We start from the raw sequence: 19,406 nt of genomic DNA, 5'->3' as shown, positions 1-19,406 counted from the left end.
AGATGGCGAACCAATCGATCAGCCCAGAGCGAGTATCTGCTGCTGCATTCAATCGAAGAGTAGGAAGAAGCCGGATAGAGCCGATTCTTTTTAATACAATTAATACGATTTTCATGATTTTCCTGGTCATTGTCACCCTATATCCTTTCTTGAACACGATTGTCGTATCCTTGAATGCTGGAAATGACACGATCCGCGGCGGGATCTACCTGTGGCCGAGAGAGTTTACGCTGCAGAACTACAAAGCGGTTTTCGTATCCGGCACCATCTATGATGCATTCCTAATCTCGGTAGCGAGAACGGTATTGTCGACGATCTTGAATATCTTTCTGACGACGATGCTGGCTTATACGTTAAGCCGGCGGGAATACGTATTCCGCAAACCGATTACGACGATCTTTGTCTTGACGATGTATTTTAACGCCGGTTTGATTCCGGGGTACTTCCTGATGAAGGACCTGCATTTGCTCAATAACTTCCTGGTTTACGTCCTGCCTTCGATGATCAGTGCGTTTAACTTGATTGTCATCCGAACTTACATCGGGACGATTCCTGAAAGTTTGGTTGAGTCGGCAAGAATTGACGGCGCGGGCGATTTCAAAATCTTCTGGACCATTATTTTCCCGCTTTGTAAGCCGGTATTGGCTACAATCGCTTTGTTCGTTGCCGTTGGAGCCTGGAATTCCTGGTTTGACGCTTTTATCTACACCTCGTCGAGACAGGAGCTCAGCACCTTGCAATACGAACTCATGAAGTTGTTGTCTTCCAGTATGAACGCGAACAGTAACCCGGCCGTTGCGGCAGGGGTGGGTATGACCCAAGATACGGCTGCGGCGAGGGTAACTCCGTTATCCATCCGAGCGGCGGTCACCGTCGTCGCATCTGTTCCGATCCTGCTTGTGTATCCATTCATGCAGAAATATTTCGTTGTAGGACTTAACGTAGGGAGTGTCAAAGAATAATGGTGAAATCCCCAGTCTCTTACACGAATCCGATTCTACCCGGATTTTACCCCGACCCGAGCATCACTCGGGCCGGGGATGATTTTTATTTGGTGAACAGTTCGTTTGAATATTTCCCCGGCGTACCGATCTTCCACAGCCGGGATTTAATCCATTGGGAACAGATCGGCCATGTGCTGGACCGGCCAAGTCAATTGGATCTTCGGGATCGGTTAAGCTCGGACGGCATCTATGCGACAACGATTCGCCATCATGACGGCGTGTTCTACATGATCACGACGGATGTGCGGGGGATCGGTAATTTTTATGTCACGGCCACCGATCCCGCAGGCCCTTGGTCCGATCCGATCCGCATCCCGTATGGCGGGATCGACCCGTCGCTGTTCTTCGATGAGGACGGGAAGGTTTACGTGACGGCGCAGCAAGGCGCAGATTATGATTCACACGCGATCCAATATGAAATCGATATTGCGACCGGGGAAGCGTTAAGTGAGCCGGTAGTTATTTGGCACGGCGACGGCGGGCCTTGGACGGAAGGGCCGCATTTGTACAAGATTCGCGGCATGTATTACATCATGACCGCCTCAGGCGGTACGGCCAAGGACCATCGGGAAATCATCGGCCGCGGCACCAGCCCATATGGACCGTTTGAGCTGTACCCGGAGCCGATCTTAACTCACCGCAGCCTCGAGCATCCGATTCAATATCTCGGTCATGCCGACCTGATTGTAGACCCGAACGGCGATTGGTGGGCCGTATTTCTTGGGGTGCGGTTAGTTGGTTCGGGTTATAGCGTGCTGGGACGGGAAACCTTCCTTGCTCCGGTTACTTGGAGCGCAGATGGCTGGCCGATGATCGACAACAACGAAGGTTTGGTCCAGCTCCAAATGAGCGTGCCGCGGGTGCCGGGGAGTGGAGCCGAGAATGCCGGGGAACCCTTATTGGCGGAAAAAGATGATTTCGATCGGGATACGCTTTCGCCGGCCTGGACGTTCCTTCGCAATCCGGCGGAGGACAGCTGGTCGCTGGGCGAACGGCCGGGCTGGCTGACTTTACGCGGGCAGGCTGCGGGGTTGAACGACGTGGCTCCGGTCGCTTTCGTTGGCAGAAGGCAGCAGCGTGTCCAAGCAGAATGGAGTACCTTGTTGCAATTCAAGGGGATCCAGGATGGCGAAGAAGCCGGTTTATGTGCTCGTCGAGATGAGGCTGCTCACTACGAGGTGTTTCTAACTAGGGACGACGGTCAGAACAAGGTCGTTGCCCGTGTGACCGTCCGCGGGGAGACACGAATTGCGGTCATCGTGCCGGTGTATACGGACGCGGTGCATTTGAAGATCCGCTCGGACGAGAGCAAGTACACGCTTTGTTATTCCTTGGACGGCCGGCAGTGGACCGAATTGGCTTCAGAGACTGCGTTAGCTTTGTCTCCTGAGGATTATGTCCAGAAGATGTGCTTTACCGGCGTAGTGGTTGGTTTATACGCGTCGGGCAACGGTGCGGCATGTGCGGCTCCGGCTTGCTTCGATTGGTTTGACATCCGGTAATGACGCAGGATGCAGGGAGGAGGTAGCGAGCGAGATATGAATCAGAGATTTAGGGCCGAACCGGCATTAAAACAATTGTTCGCAGACGATTTCAAAATCGGTGCAGCGGTCAATCCGGCAACGATCCGGACGCAGGATTCCTTGCTGGCTTATCATTTTAACAGTATTACTGCGGAAAACGAAATGAAATTCGTCAGCGTGCATCCCGAGGAGCAGACGTATACGTTTGAAGCTGCGGATCGGCTGGTTGAATTCGCACGAGAGCACGGCATGGCCATGCGGGGACATACGCTGGTATGGCACAACCAGACGTCAGATTGGCTGTTTCAGGATTCCCAAGGCGGGACGGTAAGCAAGGAGGTGCTGCTGCGGCGGGTTCGGGAGCATATTCACACCGTGGTGGGCCGGTACAAGAACGACATCTACGCTTGGGACGTCGTCAACGAGGTGATTGCGGACGAGGGGGAGGCGCTGCTGCGCACCTCGAAGTGGACGGAAATCGCAGGCTCCGATTTTATCGCCAAAGCGTTTGAATATGCGCATGAGGCCGATCCGCAGGCGCTGTTGTTCTATAACGATTACAACGAATCCAACCCACACAAGCGCGATAAGATTTACACGCTCGTCCAATCGCTGCTGGAGCAAGGGGTGCCGATTCATGGCATCGGCTTGCAGGCCCACTGGAATTTATACGACCCGTCGCTGGATGAGATCCGGGTGGCGATCGAGAAATATGCTTCCTTGGGACTGCAGCTGCAACTAACCGAACTGGATGTCTCGATGTTTCGCTTCGAGGAGCGCCGAACCGATTTGACCTCTCCTGAGCCTGCCATGCTGGAACTTCAAGCAGAACGTTATGAGGCGGTGTTCCGGTTGCTGATGGAGTATCGTGAGGTGATCAGCGGGGTGACCTTCTGGGGGGCGGCGGACGATTACACTTGGCTGGACGATTTCCCGGTCCGCGGACGGAAGAACTGGCCGTTTCTATTCGATATGGCGCATCATCCAAAGCCGGCGTTTGACCGCGTAGCAACCCTGGCAAAGGAGATACGTTCATGAACGACAGCACGTTATATAAAGCATGGCTGCAGGATGAAAGGAAGCCGGAAGGCGACCCCTTTGACACGTACCGTCGACTGCTGGGGCGTATCGTTGTCAAAGGGGAGCAGCACGCCAGGGTATTGAGCACGGCGGTCGCTGAGTTGATAAATGGTTTGCAGGCGATGCTGGGAATCCAACCGGAGGTGTTGAATGAGCTTCCGCAGGAGGGCTCTTGCCTTGTGTTGCGTACAGCAGCGGAGCCCGTGTCCGGGCTTGCGCATGAGGTACCGAGATGGGATACCGGGCGGGATGCATTTGCGTTGAGATGGGTTTCGGCGGACGGGACAGAGCGGATGGAGCTGGACGGCACCTCCGCGAGCGGCGTGTTGTATGGCGTATTCCGTTTGCTGTTCGGGATTTCGCGGGGCTGGGAGCCGGTTCGTCTGGTCACCGAGGAACAACCGGCAAACCAACTGCGGATGATCAACCAATGGGATGATGCCGACGGTTCGATCGAGCGCGGATATGCGGGGGCATCGATCTTTTACCGGGAAGGCGAAATCGTCCGGGATTTGCAGCGGGTTCGCGATTATGCGCGATTGCTCGCTTCGGTGGGGATCAATGCGATCTCGATCAATAACGTGAATGTGCATGAACGGGAGACACGATGGGTCACCGAGGAATACTTGCCAGAGGTGGCCCGCGTGGCCGAAGTGTTTCGCGACTATGGGATCGCGTTGTTCCTGAGCATCAATTTTGCGGCGCCGCTATCCCTGGGTGATTTGGACACGTCCGATCCGTTAGATGAGGGAGTTCGTCAGTGGTGGGCGGAAGCCGCGACCCGGATCTACCGGCATATCCCGGATTTCGGCGGATTCGTGGTCAAGGCGGATTCCGAGCATCGTCCGGGTCCGTTCGCTTACGGAAGGGATCATGCCGACGGCGCGAACATGCTGGCGGAAGCTATGGCTCCGTTCGGCGGACTGGTGATTTGGCGCTGCTTCGTCTACAACTGCATGCAGGATTGGCGAGACCGTTCAACAGATCGGGCCCGCGCCGCATATGACCATTTCAAGCCGCTGGACGGGAGATTCCACGATAACGTACTGCTGCAAATCAAGAACGGCCCGATGGATTTTCAGGTGCGGGAGCCGGTATCTCCACTGTTTGGAGCGATGCAGCAGACGAACCAAATGATCGAATTCCAGATCACGCAGGAATACACCGGACAGCAGCGCCATCTGTGTTATCTGGTCCCGCAGTGGAAGCAGGTGCTGGATTTCAACACCCATGCGGCGGACGCGGGGGCAGAGGTGAAGCATGTCGTGGACGGATCGTTGTTTGGCATGAAGTACAGCGGCGTGGCGGCGGTATCCAACATCGGTGATGACGAAAGTTGGACCGGACATCCGTTGGCCCAGGCCAATTTGTACGGTTACGGTCGCCTGACCTGGGATCCGGAGCTCTCCGCGGAGAGGATTGCTGAGGAATGGGCCGACTTAACCTTCGGCGACCATCCGGAGGTGACCCACCCGATTCGTGAGATGCTGATGGCCTCTTGGTCGATCTATGAGAATTACACCGCACCGCTTGGCGTGGGCTGGATGGTCGTGCCGCACTACCACTACGGGCCGGATGTCGACGGGTATGAGTATTCACGCTGGGGAACGTATCATTTTGCCGACCGGGACGGAATGGGGGTCGATCGGACGATAGCCAAGGGGACGGGATATACGTCGCAGTATTTTAGCCCAAACAAGGAAATGTACGATTCGCTGGAGAAATGCCCGGACGAGCTGCTGCTGTTCTTCCATCACGTACCTTACAGTTACCGGCTGCATTCCGGAAAAACGGTGATTCAGCATATCTATGACACTCACTTTGCCGGAGCTGAGGCGGCGGAGGAACTGATGCATACCTGGGCTGCGCCGGCGCTTCGGGATCGGGTAGATCCACGGCGACATGCCGCGGTGGCAAACCGACTGGCCGAACAGGCCGAACATGCCAAGCATTGGCGCGACGTCGTCAACACTTATTTTTACCGCAAATCCGGGGTACCGGACGAACGGGGAAGAACGATTTACTAAGCGGAGAATCGAAAAAAGGGAAACGCTTTATTCTACGGGCGTTTTCGGTGTAATATAGAAAGAGGTCCTTCTGTTGAAGGGCCTCTTTTGAAGCGAGTAGAACCTATTGGAGACTTAGACACCACCAAACCTTAGGAGGGAAGACCGATGAAATATCGGGAGCTTGGAAATACGGGACTGCAAGTCAGCGAAGTCAGCTTTGGCACATGGGCCATCGGCGGAAGCTGGGGGAATACCAATGATGATGAAGCCTTGAAAGGCTTGGATAAAGCGATTGGAGAAGGCGTCAATTTCTTCGATACGGCGGACGTGTACGGCGACGGGCATGCGGAGCAGCTGCTCGCCAAAGCGACCAAAGGGAAGGAGGACGACATTCATATCGCAACGAAATTTTGTCGCGCCGGCGATATTCATGACCTCGAGACGTATTCGGAAGCGCGGGTTCGGGCTTACTGCGAAGCCAGTCTGAAACGGCTGGAGCGCGAGCGTATCGACCTGTACCAAATCCATTGCCCGCCGTTGTCCGTGCTGAAGGACGGCCGGGTGTTTGAGGTGCTGGACAAGCTGCAGGCTGAAGGCAAAATCCGCCACTATGGCGTTAGTGTAGAGACGGTGGAGGAAGGCTTATTCTGCCTTGGCGTTCCCGGGGTTAAAGCGTTGCAGGTGATTCTGAACCTGTTCCGCCAAAAGCCGCTGACGCAGCTGCTGCCGAAGGCGCAGGAAGCCGGCGTTGGCATCCTTGTGCGGCTTCCGCTGGCCAGCGGCCTGCTGACCGGCAAATTCAAGCCGGACACGACGTTTGCGGCGGATGATCACCGCAGCTTTAACGCCAACGGCGAGCAATTTAACGTCGGCGAGACGTTTGCGGGCTTGCCGTTCACCAAAGGCGTCGAACTGGCGGCACAGCTGGACTGGATCGCCGAAGGGCGCGGCGACATGGCCCGCGCGGCGATGCGTTGGATTCTCGATCAGCCGGAAGTGACCTGCGTGATCCCTGGCTTCCGCAACGTGCGTCAAGTCGAGGACAACCTCGGTGCGATCAACGTGCCTTCGTTCAGCGAAGCGGAGTTGATGCGGTTGGCCGCGTTCTACCAGAACGAAGTGGCTCAGCATATTCGCGGGGCGTACTGATACTGGGGCATGCCTGGTGCCTGGTGCTGGACCGCTCGGTGAACGGATGGGCCGCGAAATAAGGTGAAGAATGGGTCTTATTTTGCTCGATTCCCCAATCGGCGGCCCCAATAGAGGTACAAAATCACCTTATTTACTGGTTGTGGCCGTATTATGGGCACTTTTCCAGGAATAGGGTGATTTTATGGTGCTATTTTTGGCCACTGGACCAAGTACAACGAAATAAGGTGAAAATTCACCGCTATTTCGACCATAGCTATAGAGAAGCCTCCCATCGGCCTGTAATCAGGCTTGATGGGGGGCTTTTGCACGCTCCGTGGCCGCGGCCTGCTCCCGGCGCAGGGTATCGCGCCAGCTGCAGTAAGTCGCCCACGGGCTGCCGTCGTCCAGCAGCGCTTTGCAGGTATAGATGCCTTCCTCGACAGAATCGACGCGCCCGGCAAGTTCCAGGCGAACCGCCCCGTTCAGCAGCACCTGATTCACGTAAGCCGGATGAGCCTGGCCTTGCAGTACTTGTTCGGTGACCTGGAGCTGCTTGGTCACAGTCCAGGATATATCGTCCTCCTCCGGCAACGGGGTATCTAAACCGTAGGTTTCCGGATCGATCAGGTGAAGTCTAGCTTCGCCGCCTCCCACCACATAGGTACGCGTCGGGCGGTCAATAAACAGATCCTCCGAGCCCTGAGCGCCTTGAACGATCAATGCCCTCCGGTAATCCAACTGCTCGATAAGCTGGGCCATCCGGTCGAACACCGTGTTGTGGTATACGCCGTATACCAAATAAGGCGAATCACTGAAGTCCAGCAGCTTCTCGATCGTATTCAGAATCGTCCGCAAGCCCAGCTCCTCGCGGATCGGGCGCAGCTTCGCGAGCGGCGGGCACCAGACCTCCGCTGGCACGAAGCGGACCCCGGCGAAGTCGGCCGGACGTGCGGCCGGTGCCCATTCCATTAACCGGCTGTCGACGCCTAACTCGCCAAGCAGATCGGTTAAGGTCACCCCCCACTTCGGCGGGAGCGACGGGGTGCCGTGCAGGGTGACGGGCAATCCCCCAGCTGCCAACAGGAAGGAGGTGGCGAACGTCGCCATAAAGGAGGTGGTTCGACCGTCATACGGTCCGGCGCAGTCCAATCCTTGCGGAATCGGCGAGCGATGGGCATGCTTACGGAAGGTGGTTACGAACGCCTTCAGCTCCTCAACACTCTCCAGCTTGATCCGCTGCGCCATGAAGAAGGCGCCGATTTGCGCCGCTGTCGCTTGGCCTCCGATCATCAGCTCGGCTGCCGCGCTGGCCTCCTCGTAAGTCAAGTCACGGGCGCCTCGCTTCCCTCGGCCTACTTCCTTCAGGATTTCTGTCATCGTCATCGGGACCCCTCCTTTATTTGTAAGCAAATTAAAAGTTCAAGTGTTTCGCATCGAGAATCCGCTCAAAACTTTAGTTGCTGGTGGGCTTTGACAACCGAAGTCGCCACATCCACCATCCGTTTGCGTTCGTTCATCGCCCGCTTGCGCAGCAGATCATAAGCTTCGGCTTCGGACACTTTGTTGACGTCGCACAAGATGCTCTTGGCCATGTCGATCCACTTCCTCTCCTCCAACCGTGAAACCAGTTGGGCCCGTTCATCCTGCCACGTCCGGCGTTCGAAGAAGTGCTTGGCGCTGAAGTGAAGCGCCCAATGCAGCTCTGACGCGGTCATGGACGGGGATAGCAGGCCGTCGACGGGGACTTCGGTTTCGCATGCCTCCAGCGAAGAGCTTGCCGTATCGGGGCTGCACCACCACAAGAGCGGGAGCGGCCTCCACTTGAGCAGCAGCGCGCCCCAATGTTGGATGCCCTCGATCGGCATATCCAGCACCGCGGCGTCAACTTCCTTAATCCGCTTGCGGATCAGCGGCTCCTGGCAGGAGGCGAGGACCTGATACCCGCTCGTTTTGAGGAGGGCTTCGGGTTCAGCCAAGGCCAAAGACTTCAAGGGATCCGCCGGAGCAGACCCGGGTAATACGGCTTCGCGAATGACCATTAAGAAGCGCATCGAGAGGTGATCCCTCCTATCCATAACGGTGTGTTTCCAGATCCAAGCGGGTGTTCAGCTTTAAAGCGATAAAGGAATAAGTGTGGCAGTAGTATTTACTGAGAAAGAAAATCTGACATCACATTTCAAATTTAAAGGGATAAATGTATTTTCTCGCCTTTTTTCTGAAAAATCAATACATATGTCACATTAACTTACATTAAAAATTTCGATTACTCAATTTTATGTAATATATATTGACATCATTAAGATCCTCTTATATAGTAAATGACAATCAAACGCTGGATTCAAATTGATGTCATTCAAATTCCATATTAGGAATGCCGGCACAATGAGGTGCCTGCAAGAAGCGGCAATGGAGCCTGTCTTCGCAACCCATGGATAAACGCATAAAGTGCGTCTTTCCGGGGGCGAGACGGGCTTTTTGTGTTTTTCGCGATTCGAGAAAGGGGAGATGGAGATGAACCGAAAGAAAAAAATAGTGCTGATCGGAAATGGGATGGCGGGGATGCGAACCGTGGAGCATGTGCTGAAGCTGGCTCCGGAAGCGTATGAAATTACGGTTTTTGGCGCAGAGCCGCATCCGAACTACAACCGAATTATGTTGTCCTCGGTGCTTGCGGGAGGGGCCGACATGAAGGAGATCGTCATCAACGATTTGGCCTGGTACGAGGAGAATAAAATCCGGCTGCATCTAGGCGATGCGGTCGTACAGATCGATACGAAGGAGCGCACGGTCGTGTCGGCGTCCGGATTGAAAGCCGGTTACGACACACTGATTCTGGCTACGGGCTCGAACCCGTTCATCTTACCGATCCCCGGAGCACGCAAAGAAGGTGTAATCGGGTTTCGAGACATCAAGGATTGCGAGTTGATGATGGAGGCGTCCCGCAAATACAAGAAAGCCGCGGTCATCGGCGGCGGCTTACTGGGCCTCGAGGCCGCCCGCGGTCTGCTGCATCTCGGTATGGATGTATCGGTCGTGCATATCCATCCTTATTTGATGGAACGCCAGCTTGACGAACCGGCGTCGCGGATGCTAAAGCGCGAGCTGGAGACGCAGGGCATGAAGTTCCTGCTGGAGAAGCAAACGGCGAGTATTTATGGCGGACGGCGGGCCGAGGGGTTGGAGTTCGCGGACGGAAGTCGGCTGGAAGCCGATTTGGTCGTGATGGCCGTTGGGATCAAACCGAACATTGAGCTGGCGAAAGAAGCGGGGCTGGAGGTTGCACGAGGGATCGTCGTAAACGACTATCTGGAGGCAAGTGCGCCAGGTGTCTATGCCGTTGGGGAATGCGCCGAGCATCGGGGTATCGCTTATGGGCTGGTCGCCCCGCTCTACGAGCAAGGCAGTGTGCTGGCCAAACGGTTGGCCGGTGCGGATACGGCCGGGTACGAAGGGTCCGTGACCTCCACGAAGTTGAAGGTATCGGGGGTAGATGTATTTTCCGCAGGGTACTTCAATGACACTCCGGGCACGCGTTCGCTGCGCATTCAGGACGAACTGGAAGGCACGTATCGCAAAATCGTCCTGCAGGACGACAGGCTGATCGGTGCGGTGTTGTTCGGGGATACGACGGACGGCCCTTCGTTGTTCGCTAAGATCAAAAGCGGCGAATCCGTGGCCGGGAAAGAGAAGGAACTGCTGCTCGGATATGCTCCAGGGCAAGCGGGGGCAGGGGCCTCCTCCCCGAATGCCCGATTGGCGGCGATGGCCGACGATGAAATCATCTGCGGTTGCAACGGCGTCACCAAAGGAACGATCGTCGAGGCGGTGAAGGGCGGCTGCGCCAGCGTAGGCGAGATCAAAGCGTGCACGAAAGCATCTGGCTCCTGCGGCGGCTGCAAACCGTTGGTGGAAGGGCTGCTGCATTTGTATGCGGAGGGCGATGTCAAGACCGCGAAAGAAGGCATTTGCGGCTGTACGCCGCTAGGCCGAGACGAGATCGTCGCAAGCATCAAGCAGATGGGGCTCAAGAGCGTGCGCGAGGTCATGAACGTGCTGGAATGGCGCGAACCCGAGGGTTGCTCCAAATGCCGCCCGGCGTTGAACTACTATCTGGGTATGTTGTGGCCGGCGGAATATGTGGATGAAAAAGAGTCCCGGTTCGCCAACGAACGGTACCATGCGAACATCCAGAAGGACGGGACCTTCTCCGTCGTGCCGCGGATCTACGGCGGTGTGACTTCCCCGGCTGAACTCAAACGAATCGCGGCGGTCGCGGAGAAATACGACGTCCCGATGGTGAAGTTCACCGGCGGGCAGCGGTTGGACCTCCTCGGCGTCAAGAAAGAGGATTTGCCGAAGGTGTGGGAGGAGCTCGATATGGCGTCCGGCCATGCGTACAGCAAAGCGTTGCGGACGGTGAAGACCTGTGTCGGATCGACCTTTTGCCGGTTCGGTACCCAGGATTCCATCGGAATGGGCATCCGGTTGGAGAAGGCGTTTGAGCGCCTGAATACGCCGGGGAAAGTGAAGCTGGCCGTGTCGGGTTGCCCGCGGAACTGCGCCGAAGCGACGATCAAGGATCTGGGTGTCGTCGCCATCGACGGCGGATGGGAGATTCATGTCGGCGGTAACGGCGGAGTTAAGGTACGTGCGGCGGATCTGCTCTGCGTGGTGAAAACCGAAGACGAAGTCCTTGAGTGGACTGCGGGGTTCCTGCAGCATTACCGCGAACAGGCGAACTGGAACGAACGCACCGCGCAGTGGGTTGAACGGGTAGGGCTGGACGCCATCAAGGCTGTGCTGGAGCACGCCGAAGAACGCCAGGCACTGGCCGCCCGGATTGAAGATACGTTGAGCCGGACGACTGACCCTTGGAAGGAAATCATCGAAAACGAAGAGCTGCGCAAAAACTTCGAACCATTGCAAGACGTGCAATTGCAAAATTCGTAATCTTTTCGAGGGGGGAGAAAGCTATGATTACTAAAATTCAGGTCGCCCGTTTGGACGACATTGATCGGCTTGGCTCGCGGACGGTGATAATTGAAGGCAGAGAGGTGGCCATCTTCCGCCTCAGTGACGGTAGTGTCCACGCGATCGAAAATCGCTGTCCGCATAAAGGCGGTAAATTATCGGAAGGGATGGTGTGCGGTTCGGCCGTGCATTGTCCCCTGCATGATTGGAAGATCAACCTGCACAGTGGGCGCGTTCAAGAACCCGATCATGGCGAGGTAACCGTCTACGAAACTGAAGTGGATGAAACGACCGGAGTTATCTATATTTCGCTGTAGCGTACAGAGATACCGCCGCAGATAAGGGAGTGGACGAACCATGGATTACGTCAAACCAGGAGAAGTACTTGGAACCATGATTGAGACGGGTGAAAATAAAGCCAACCTCAGCATCCTACAACTGCTGGTGAAGGGTTTTTTGGGCGGAGCGATCCTTGCCTTCGCCACGACGTTGGCGTTAACCGCAACGCAGCAAACCTCGCTGGGGCTTGTGGGGGCGGTGGTTTTCCCCGTGGGATTCGTGATCATCGTACTGCTGGGATTAGAGCTTGTCACAGGTAGTTTCGCGCTTATCCCATTGGCCGTGCTGGAACGCCGTGTTTCATTGACAAGGATGCTGTCGAGCTTCGGCTGGGTGATTCTGGGGCATTTGATCGGCTGCGCCGTTTATGCGATTTTGTATGGTCTGACGATCACGAAAATGGGGACAGACCTGACCCATCCGCTCGTGCAGACGCTGATCCAGACGAGCGAAGCGAAGACGCTGGCTTACAAGCATCTAGGCGGCAGCGGATTGGCGCTGGTGATCATCAAGGCGGTCCTGTGCAACTGGATGGTGACGCTTGGCGTGGTGATGGCGATGACCTCGAAATCTACGCTTGGCAAAATCGCAGCGATGTGGCTGCCGATTCTGATCTTTTTCGCGCAGGGGTTCGAGCATGCCGTGGTCAATATGTTCGTGATCCCGTTGGGGATGCTGCTGGGGGCGAACGTCAGCTTCGCGGATTGGTGGTTGTGGAACCAGATTCCCGTCTTGATCGGCAACTTCCTGGGCGGGGTCGTGTTTACCGGATTGATGTTGTATGTCGCGCAAAAGGGTAGATTACGCTTGCGGCGTAGTGGGGAAGTGTCACGGGTGACTGTTGCGGAAATGGCTGAGCCAGAAGGGCGCGTGTTGTCCGTGGCGGGGGAGCGCTTATGAAGGGGCCTGGAACGGTAAGTATTGTTGGAGCGGGGCCTGGTGACTCTGAACTGATCACGGTTAAGGCAATGAAACGGCTGCGCGAGGCCGAGGTCGTCCTGTACGACCGCCTCATCAGCGAAGAGCTGCTGGCTTACGCCGGCCCCTGCGCGGAGCTGGTGTACTGCGGCAAGGCGCCGGGACGCCATGCGATGCCGCAGGAGGACATCCACCGGCGTCTGGTTGGATACGCCTTGGAAGGAAAGCGGGTGGTACGCCTGAAAGGCGGCGACCCCTTCGTCTTCGGGCGAGGCGGAGAAGAAGCGTTGGCGCTGGCCGCAGCGGGAATCCCTTATGAGGTGATTCCCGGCATCACGTCAGCGCTTGGCGCGGCGGCCTCCGCCGGAGTGCCGCTGACGCATCGCGGGGCGGCCGCCTCCTTCGCCTGCGTAACCGGCACCCGCTGCCACGGCGATCGCCAGCCGATTCGCTGGGACCTGCTGGCGCAAGGCGTCGACACGCTGGCGATCTACATGGGCGTCAGCCAGATCGCCGCCATCCGCAGCGAGTTGCTCCGCCATGGCAAAGCGGCCCAGACGCCTGTCGCGTTGATCGAAAGCGGCACGACCCGCAAGCAGCGCACGTTCATCTGCACCTTGGACGACATGCATAAACTGGCTGCCGCCGTGAAGCTCAGCAACCCGGCACTCATCCTCGTCGGCGAGGTCGTACGCGTCCGCGAGCAGCTGCAGCAATTCGAACACCAGGCGGAAGTGTATTATGGGTCGTGAGATGGTGGGGACGTGGGCGGTACGTAAGTCCCATTCGACTGCCCTCCGATTTCCACCGCCCTTCGACTGCGGCTCAACTGCAATAATGCAGTTGAATTCGAGGGAAATCTGCTTTTTCGCCGAATGAAGTGTAAAAGTGCATTTGAATGAGTGGCTTTTGAGGGTAAATGGGGGTGTGGTGGCAAAATGAACTGTACTTTCGCATTTGATCGAGGGTTACTAGGTACGTTTGACAATATTCGCCTGCACTTTTGCATCTCGCAGGCAGGTTCTTTCTCGCTAAGCACGCTGGATGAAGAAAAGGCCAAAAGGAGCGCTTCATCGGCGCAGTCCTGATGGCCTTTTTGCGGTAAGACTAACTATTGCAACTTATGAATCTGCCTCGCTCAACGCGAGCAGCTCGCTGACCGTGACCAGCCGATACCCGGCGACCGTCAACTCGGCAGCCAGGATTCGCACGGCTTCAACCGTTTGGGAGCGGTCGTCGAAGCCGTCATGGAACAACAGGATGCTGCCTGGGCGGAGCTGCTCCCGCGTCTTTTCCACAATATGCGTGACACCGGGCATTTCCCAGTCTGTCGCCGCTCCGTTAACCGCTCCGATCGCGGGGTAACCGAATTCTCCAGCGGTGATCGCAGCAACCTCCTCTGAGGTATCGAGATAAGGCGGGCGGTAGACCTTTGGCTTTGCCCCGGTCACTTGCCGGATCAGCTCCTCCGTCAGTTGCAATTCCCGGCGGCATTCGTCCGCACTAAGCTCGGGCAGGTGCGGGTGCGTGTAAGTGTGGTTGCCGATCTCATGGCCTTGCTCGTGAACGGCCCTTGCGGTTTCTAAGCTTTTTTCGATCTGTGTGCCGATCATAAAGAAGGTTGCTTTCCCCTGCACCTCCTGGAAGATTTTCAGGACCTGCGGGGTATACAGCGGGTTAGGGCCGTCGTCGAACGTGAAGGCGACGGCTTTTTCCCGGACGGGAACTTCATCGATTACTTGATAACTAGACATGTCGTATACCTCTCCTTTACAGTAGCCACTCGGATACATACTCTCGTTGTTGTCCACCTTCCCCCGTCGAGGCAAGCTTGAGCTTGTAGCGGCGGGGCGCCGGGCAAGGTTCCGCAGGAGCGTAAGCGCCGCTGGCTTAGACTCCAGAATAAGCCATGAATCCGCCGTCGACCGGGATCACCGTTCCGGTCACGAAGCCGGAGGTCTCGGTGTCCGCCAGCCACAATAGTGTGCCTAGTAAATCCTCCGGCACGCCGAAGCGGCGCATCGGGGTATGGGTGATGATTTTATTCGAGCGTTCGGTTAGGGACCCGTCCGAGTTCGTCAGCAAATTGCGATTTTGTTCTGTCAGAAAAAATCCCGGCGCCACCGAATTCACCCGGATCCCGGATTCTGCCAAATGCACGGCCAGCCACTGCGTCAGGTTGTTGATCGCCGCTTTGGCCGCGCTGTAGGCGGGAACCTTCGTCATCGGGCTATAGGAGCTCATGGAGGAGATGTTGATAATCGTCGCGCCAGGACGCCCGATCATTTCTTTGGCGAACACTTGCGTCGGGATCAACGTCCCGGTGAAGTTTAAGTCGAGAACGCCGCGAACCCCGGGGATGCTGAGATCAAAGAAACTGGTGACGTCGGGATTGGCGACATCCTCCGTCCGAAAAATCTCGTTCGTCGTATTGGCGCTGGCATTGTTGCCGCCGGCTCCGTTAACGAGTATATCGCATGGGCCAAAAAGCTCCCGAACGGCCGCCTCCGCCGCCTTTACGCTTTCGGCGTCCGTCACGTCGCAAGCGAATGCGGCCGCTGTGCCGCCGTCGGTGCGAATTTGGTCCACCACGGCTTCACCTTTGGCGAGCGTGCGGTTCAAGACCGCCACCTTCGCCCCTTGGCGGCCCAGCTCGTGGGCCATTGCCCGGCACAAAACCCCGGCTCCTCCGGTAATGACCGCGGTTTTGCCGGCTAAAGCCGGATGTACTGGCATATTGCTCATCGGATGTTTCACTCCTTTTTCACCATTAATGAGGGATGAGTTGAGATTAGTTCGGTTTCGCGGCTTGCTTGGCATACGCGTCCCACAAGCCCCATAAATACATGATGCCAAGTGCCCGGTCGTACAAGCCGTACCCCGGTCGGCACTCCTCGCCCCAAATATGGCGGCCGTGGTCGGGACGGGCATACCCCGTGAAGCCGGTGTCATAATACGCTTTGACGATGCCCGCGATATCGACGGTACCGTCTTGCGTCCGGTGCGACGTTTCCATGAAATCGCCGTTGTCGAATACGCGCACATTGCGGATATGGGCAAACGGGATCCGGTCATGGAATTCATGGATCATGCCGATGATATCGTTGTCCGGATTGGCCCCAAGCGATCCGCTGCACAATGTGATTCCGTTGGCGGGGCTGTCAACCAGCTTCAGGAAGCGGCGCAGGTTCTGCTGACTCGTGATGATACGCGGCAGGCCAAAGATCGACCACGGCGGATCATCTGGATGAATGGCCATTTGGATCCCGTGCTGCTCGGCCACCGGAACGATCTCCTTCAGGAAATATTCCAGATTGCGCCACAGATCCTCTTCTGTAACGCTTCGATACGCCTCGAAAAGGGAGGTTAATTGCGCGAGCCGTTCCGGTTCCCAACCGGGCATCGTCAGCGTGCTGTTTTGGTTAATGACTCGCACCAGCTCGAAGGGATCGATATTGTGAATACGAGCTTTTTCATAAAACAACGCCGTCGAACCATCCCCCGATGCCTTATGTAAATCGGTACGCAGCCAGTCGAAGATCGGCATGAAGTTGTAGCAAATCACCTTCACGCCAACCTGGGCCACCTTCTCGATGGTCCGCTTATAGTTTTCGATATACTGGTCACGCGAGGGCAAGCCGAGCTTAATGTCCTCGTGTACGTTAATGCTTTCCACGACATCCAGGTGAAAACCGTAACGGTCCGCTTGCCGCTTCACCTCTTCAATTTTGTCCATCGGCCATTCTTCCCCTGCAGGCACGTCGTGCAGCGACCATACGAGGCCTTCCACGCTGGGGATTTGCTTGATTTGATCCAGCGTTACCGTGTCATTGCCTTCGCCGAACCAGCGAAATGTCATCCGCATACCTTCACCGCCTATCTTTGTTTTGGGAACCTTTTAACCTTGCTTAAAATAGTCCGGATACCGCTCCTGCAGCACCGGCAAATTGGAGATGCTGAGCTGCAAATGCTCCATCATTAGCTGATCAGCCCGGTTAGCATCACCGCTACCGATCGTCTCAACCATCGCTTGATGCTGATTGTAAAGATTCTCCCAATGCGGGTCGGTCGTCAGCCACAAGACACGCGTCCGGTTGAGATGGGCGTTCATCTGCTGGATGACATCCCAAGTGCCCAGCTTACGGCAGCCGGCGAACAGAATGCGATGGAACTCCTCATCCAGCGCAAACATCTCGTGATTATCGTGCTGGCGAATGCTGTCCTGCTGGCGGCCGAGGTTGTCGGCCAGCGCGGCCAGCGCCTCCTCTGGGAACCGTTCGCAGGCGAGCCGGATCACGGCTCGTTCCAGCTGTTCCCGCATAAAGCGCGCTTCCTCCACCAGCTCGGGATCGATCAAGGATACGCGCGTGCCACGCTGGGGCAGGACGACCACTAGACCTTCTTGCGCCAGCCGCACGAAGCTTTCTCGAACCGGAGTGCGGCTGACTTGAAAGGCGAGGGACATCTCTTTTTCAGATAGCGTTGTTCCCGGCGGCAGCTCCAGCGTGACGATCTGCTCCTTCAGCTTCGCGTAAACCGAGTTCCCCGCGGACCCCGGCTGCGTCAGCCATTTGTCACTCATTCCGTCACCTCCTTTCTAGGTTTAGGTCTTGCTGTTACTCTACCTCAATTTACTCATCTACCATACTTGTATGGTAGTATGGAACCCTGGGGTTTGCAAGCAAAAATTCATCGAATCACGCAATCCCTTGAATGCGCATACATCCGCTTGGTTGTTAGGCTCGATTTGGATAAATAAAAGCGCGAAATGCACATGGAATCCCCCGGGGCAGGCGTGTTACGTTTACGTTAATATCACGATAAAACAAGCAGGAACTGAGGAGGGACGGTGAAGCGATGACGGAGCGTCAAGGAGCATACGTTACCGGAAACTATCGGAATTTACTGGCGGAGTACGGCTATGGGGAAGGTGCGGTTCAGCGCAGATTGGACGAAACGTGGAAGCAATTATTTGAAGGGGACGAGGAGACACGCTTCTATTATCCTTCCGGCGAGGATATGGGGTATATGTTGGATACGGGGAACCTCGACGTGCGAACGGAGGGCATGTCTTACGGGATGATGATGGCGGTTCAGTACGACCGCCAGGACGTGTTCGATCGGCTGTGGAAGTGGACGAAGACCTATATGTACATGACCGAAGGGGAAAATGCCGGATACTTCGCTTGGTCTTGCGCACCGGATGGGAAGCGTCTATCCAATGGACCGGCGCCCGACGGTGAGGAGTATTTTGCGCTGGCGCTGCTGTTTGCGTCCCATCGCTGGGGCGATCGCGAAGCGCCGTTTGACTACGGTACTCAGGCGCGGGACTTGCTGCGTACCTGCTTGCATCAAGGAGCGGACGGGGTAGGTTACCCCATGTGGAACCCGGAGAACAAGCTGATTAAGTTTATCCCGAATTGTGAGTTCTCCGATCCTTCCTACCATCTCCCCCATTTCTACGAGTTGTTTGCGTTGTGGGCTTATCCGGAGGACCGTTCGTTCTGGAAGGAAGCGGCTGAGGCGAGCCGACAATACCTCCACCTCTCGTGCCACCCGGTTACGGGGCTTGCGCCGGAGTATGCCTACTACGATGGAACGCCCAATAATGAGCGGGGGTTTGGCCACTTCTATAGCGATGCCTATCGGGTAGCGGCTAACCTGGGCCTCGACTGGGAGTGGTTTGCCGCCGATCCTTGGCAGCGGGAAACAGCCGGTAAAATTCAGACGTTCTTCGCCGATAAGGAGCCGGAGGATTACCGCCGCTACACGATATCGGGCGAGCCGTTTCATGAACCGGCGCTGCACCCGGTCGGCTTGCTCGCCACGAACGCGATGGCCTCACTTGCGGCCGAAGGTCCCCAAGCTAAGGCGAGCGTCGAGCTGTTCTGGAACACCCCGGTTCGAACGGGGGAGCGCCGCTATTACGATAATTGCCTGTACCTGTTTGCGCTGCTGGCGCTCAGCGGGAACTACCGGATTTGGATGCCGCAGGGTGAGGAGGCGTGATGGGATGCCTGCAAATTTTTCAGGCGGATCCCGTAAACTACTTAACGAGGCGCGGTTAAAGTAGTAACGGACTCCAGAGCCGTTATTTCGTTGATTCCGGAGGATTTCGGATGCTAACGGACCGAGAAGACGTAATTCGACGTATTCTTCCTTGTTCACCACGGTTGGGGGCCAAATAAGGGCATCAGGGTCCGTTAGCATGGGAAATAGTCGGGTAACAAGAAAATAACGTCATTACGGTCCGTTACAGTTCTCGCGATGCAAAAAAACGCGAGCCCGGATGACTCCCGCGGCTCACGTAATCTGAGGAATTCGTCGGTTCTCGGCGAAATGTTGTAAAATGTGCATCATTTTGCTGGCTGAACCAACTTATATCGAATAATGTTGTAAAAACTGCAACTTTTCTATAAAGCCCCCTAATT

General features: G+C 56.2%; 16 protein-coding genes. 10 read left to right on the top strand and 6 right to left on the bottom strand.

The features are described 5' to 3' along the window. The first annotated feature begins 2 nt into the window (after positions 1-2). The 5 genes from M0651_RS04450 to M0651_RS04430 all read left to right on the top strand — a co-directional run bounded on the left by M0651_RS04450 (position 3) and on the right by M0651_RS04430 (position 6,765). Positions 3-962 carry a carbohydrate ABC transporter permease gene (locus M0651_RS04450; protein ID WP_248550646.1) on the top strand — a complete coding sequence of 320 codons (960 nt, stop codon included), beginning with the start codon at positions 3-5 and terminating at the stop codon, positions 960-962. Then, on the top strand, positions 962-2,506 hold the full coding sequence (locus tag M0651_RS04445; protein WP_248550645.1) for a glycoside hydrolase family 43 protein: 1,545 nt from the start codon (positions 962-964) through the stop codon (positions 2,504-2,506). Before M0651_RS04450 ends, M0651_RS04445 begins: the two co-directional genes overlap by 1 nt. Positions 2,507-2,542: 36 nt before the next feature. Next, positions 2,543-3,565 carry an endo-1,4-beta-xylanase gene (locus M0651_RS04440; protein ID WP_248550644.1) on the top strand — a complete coding sequence of 341 codons (1,023 nt, stop codon included), beginning with the start codon at positions 2,543-2,545 and terminating at the stop codon, positions 3,563-3,565. Beyond that, complete coding sequence (locus tag M0651_RS04435) at positions 3,562-5,634, top strand: alpha-glucuronidase family glycosyl hydrolase (protein ID WP_248550643.1); 2,073 nt, start codon at positions 3,562-3,564, stop codon at positions 5,632-5,634. The genes M0651_RS04440 and M0651_RS04435 overlap by 4 nt, the downstream gene beginning before the upstream one ends. Positions 5,635-5,781: 147 nt before the next feature. Continuing rightward, positions 5,782-6,765: an aldo/keto reductase gene (locus M0651_RS04430; protein WP_248550642.1), complete on the top strand. Its 984-nt coding sequence runs from the start codon at positions 5,782-5,784 to the stop codon at positions 6,763-6,765. Positions 6,766-7,050: 285 nt separating this feature from the next. Here M0651_RS04430 and M0651_RS04425 read toward each other — a convergent pair whose 3' ends face one another. After that, complete coding sequence (locus tag M0651_RS04425; RefSeq protein WP_248550641.1) at positions 7,051-8,130, bottom strand: anthranilate phosphoribosyltransferase; 1,080 nt, start codon at positions 8,128-8,130, stop codon at positions 7,051-7,053. A 62-nt stretch (positions 8,131-8,192) separates the two neighbouring features. Continuing rightward, entirely contained in the window at positions 8,193-8,798 is a 606-nt protein-coding gene (locus M0651_RS04420; protein ID WP_248550640.1) for an ANTAR domain-containing response regulator, read from the bottom strand. A gap of 460 nt (positions 8,799-9,258) precedes the next feature. Between M0651_RS04420 and nirB the strand changes: the two genes are divergently transcribed. The 4 genes from nirB to cobA are packed head-to-tail and all read left to right on the top strand — an operon-like array spanning position 9,259 to position 13,727. Further along, the gene (gene nirB / locus M0651_RS04415; RefSeq protein ID WP_248550639.1) at positions 9,259-11,697 is read left to right on the top strand and encodes a nitrite reductase large subunit NirB; all 2,439 of its coding nucleotides are present in this window, start codon (positions 9,259-9,261) and stop codon (positions 11,695-11,697) included. Positions 11,698-11,720: 23 nt separating this feature from the next. Continuing rightward, entirely contained in the window at positions 11,721-12,035 is a 315-nt protein-coding gene (gene nirD, locus M0651_RS04410) for a nitrite reductase small subunit NirD (protein ID WP_248550638.1), read from the top strand. Positions 12,036-12,075: 40 nt separating this feature from the next. Continuing rightward, positions 12,076-12,957 (top strand): formate/nitrite transporter family protein, encoded by an 882-nt coding sequence (locus M0651_RS04405; protein ID WP_248550637.1) that lies wholly within the window; start codon positions 12,076-12,078, stop codon positions 12,955-12,957. Then, positions 12,954-13,727 carry a uroporphyrinogen-III C-methyltransferase gene (gene cobA / locus M0651_RS04400; RefSeq protein ID WP_248550636.1) on the top strand — a complete coding sequence of 258 codons (774 nt, stop codon included), beginning with the start codon at positions 12,954-12,956 and terminating at the stop codon, positions 13,725-13,727. The genes M0651_RS04405 and cobA overlap by 4 nt, the downstream gene beginning before the upstream one ends. Before the next feature lie 369 nt (positions 13,728-14,096). Here cobA and M0651_RS04395 read toward each other — a convergent pair whose 3' ends face one another. From M0651_RS04395 to M0651_RS04380, 4 genes are all read right to left on the bottom strand, one after another. After that, positions 14,097-14,729 carry a polysaccharide deacetylase family protein gene (locus M0651_RS04395; protein ID WP_248550635.1) on the bottom strand — a complete coding sequence of 211 codons (633 nt, stop codon included), beginning with the start codon at positions 14,727-14,729 and terminating at the stop codon, positions 14,097-14,099. A gap of 136 nt (positions 14,730-14,865) precedes the next feature. Further along, a complete protein-coding gene (locus tag M0651_RS04390) occupies positions 14,866-15,720 on the bottom strand; it encodes an SDR family oxidoreductase (protein ID WP_248550634.1) in 855 nt (284 codons plus the stop codon). Between the two features lie 46 nt (positions 15,721-15,766). After that, complete coding sequence (uxuA, locus tag M0651_RS04385; protein WP_248550633.1) at positions 15,767-16,840, bottom strand: mannonate dehydratase; 1,074 nt, start codon at positions 16,838-16,840, stop codon at positions 15,767-15,769. Between the two features lie 33 nt (positions 16,841-16,873). Beyond that, a complete protein-coding gene (locus M0651_RS04380) occupies positions 16,874-17,557 on the bottom strand; it encodes a GntR family transcriptional regulator (protein WP_248550632.1) in 684 nt (227 codons plus the stop codon). Between the two features lie 275 nt (positions 17,558-17,832). On the opposite strand from M0651_RS04380, the gene M0651_RS04375 reads away from it, so the two are divergent. Beyond that, complete coding sequence (locus M0651_RS04375; protein WP_248550631.1) at positions 17,833-18,984, top strand: family 8 glycosyl hydrolase; 1,152 nt, start codon at positions 17,833-17,835, stop codon at positions 18,982-18,984. Positions 18,985-19,406: the final 422 nt, after the last annotated feature.

Origin of the sequence: Paenibacillus mellifer, assembly GCF_023195895.1 — a bacterium.
GTDB classification, from domain to species: Bacteria; Bacillota; Bacilli; order Paenibacillales; family Paenibacillaceae; genus Fontibacillus; species Fontibacillus mellifer.
This window is presented reverse-complemented; position numbering and strand designations above follow the sequence as displayed.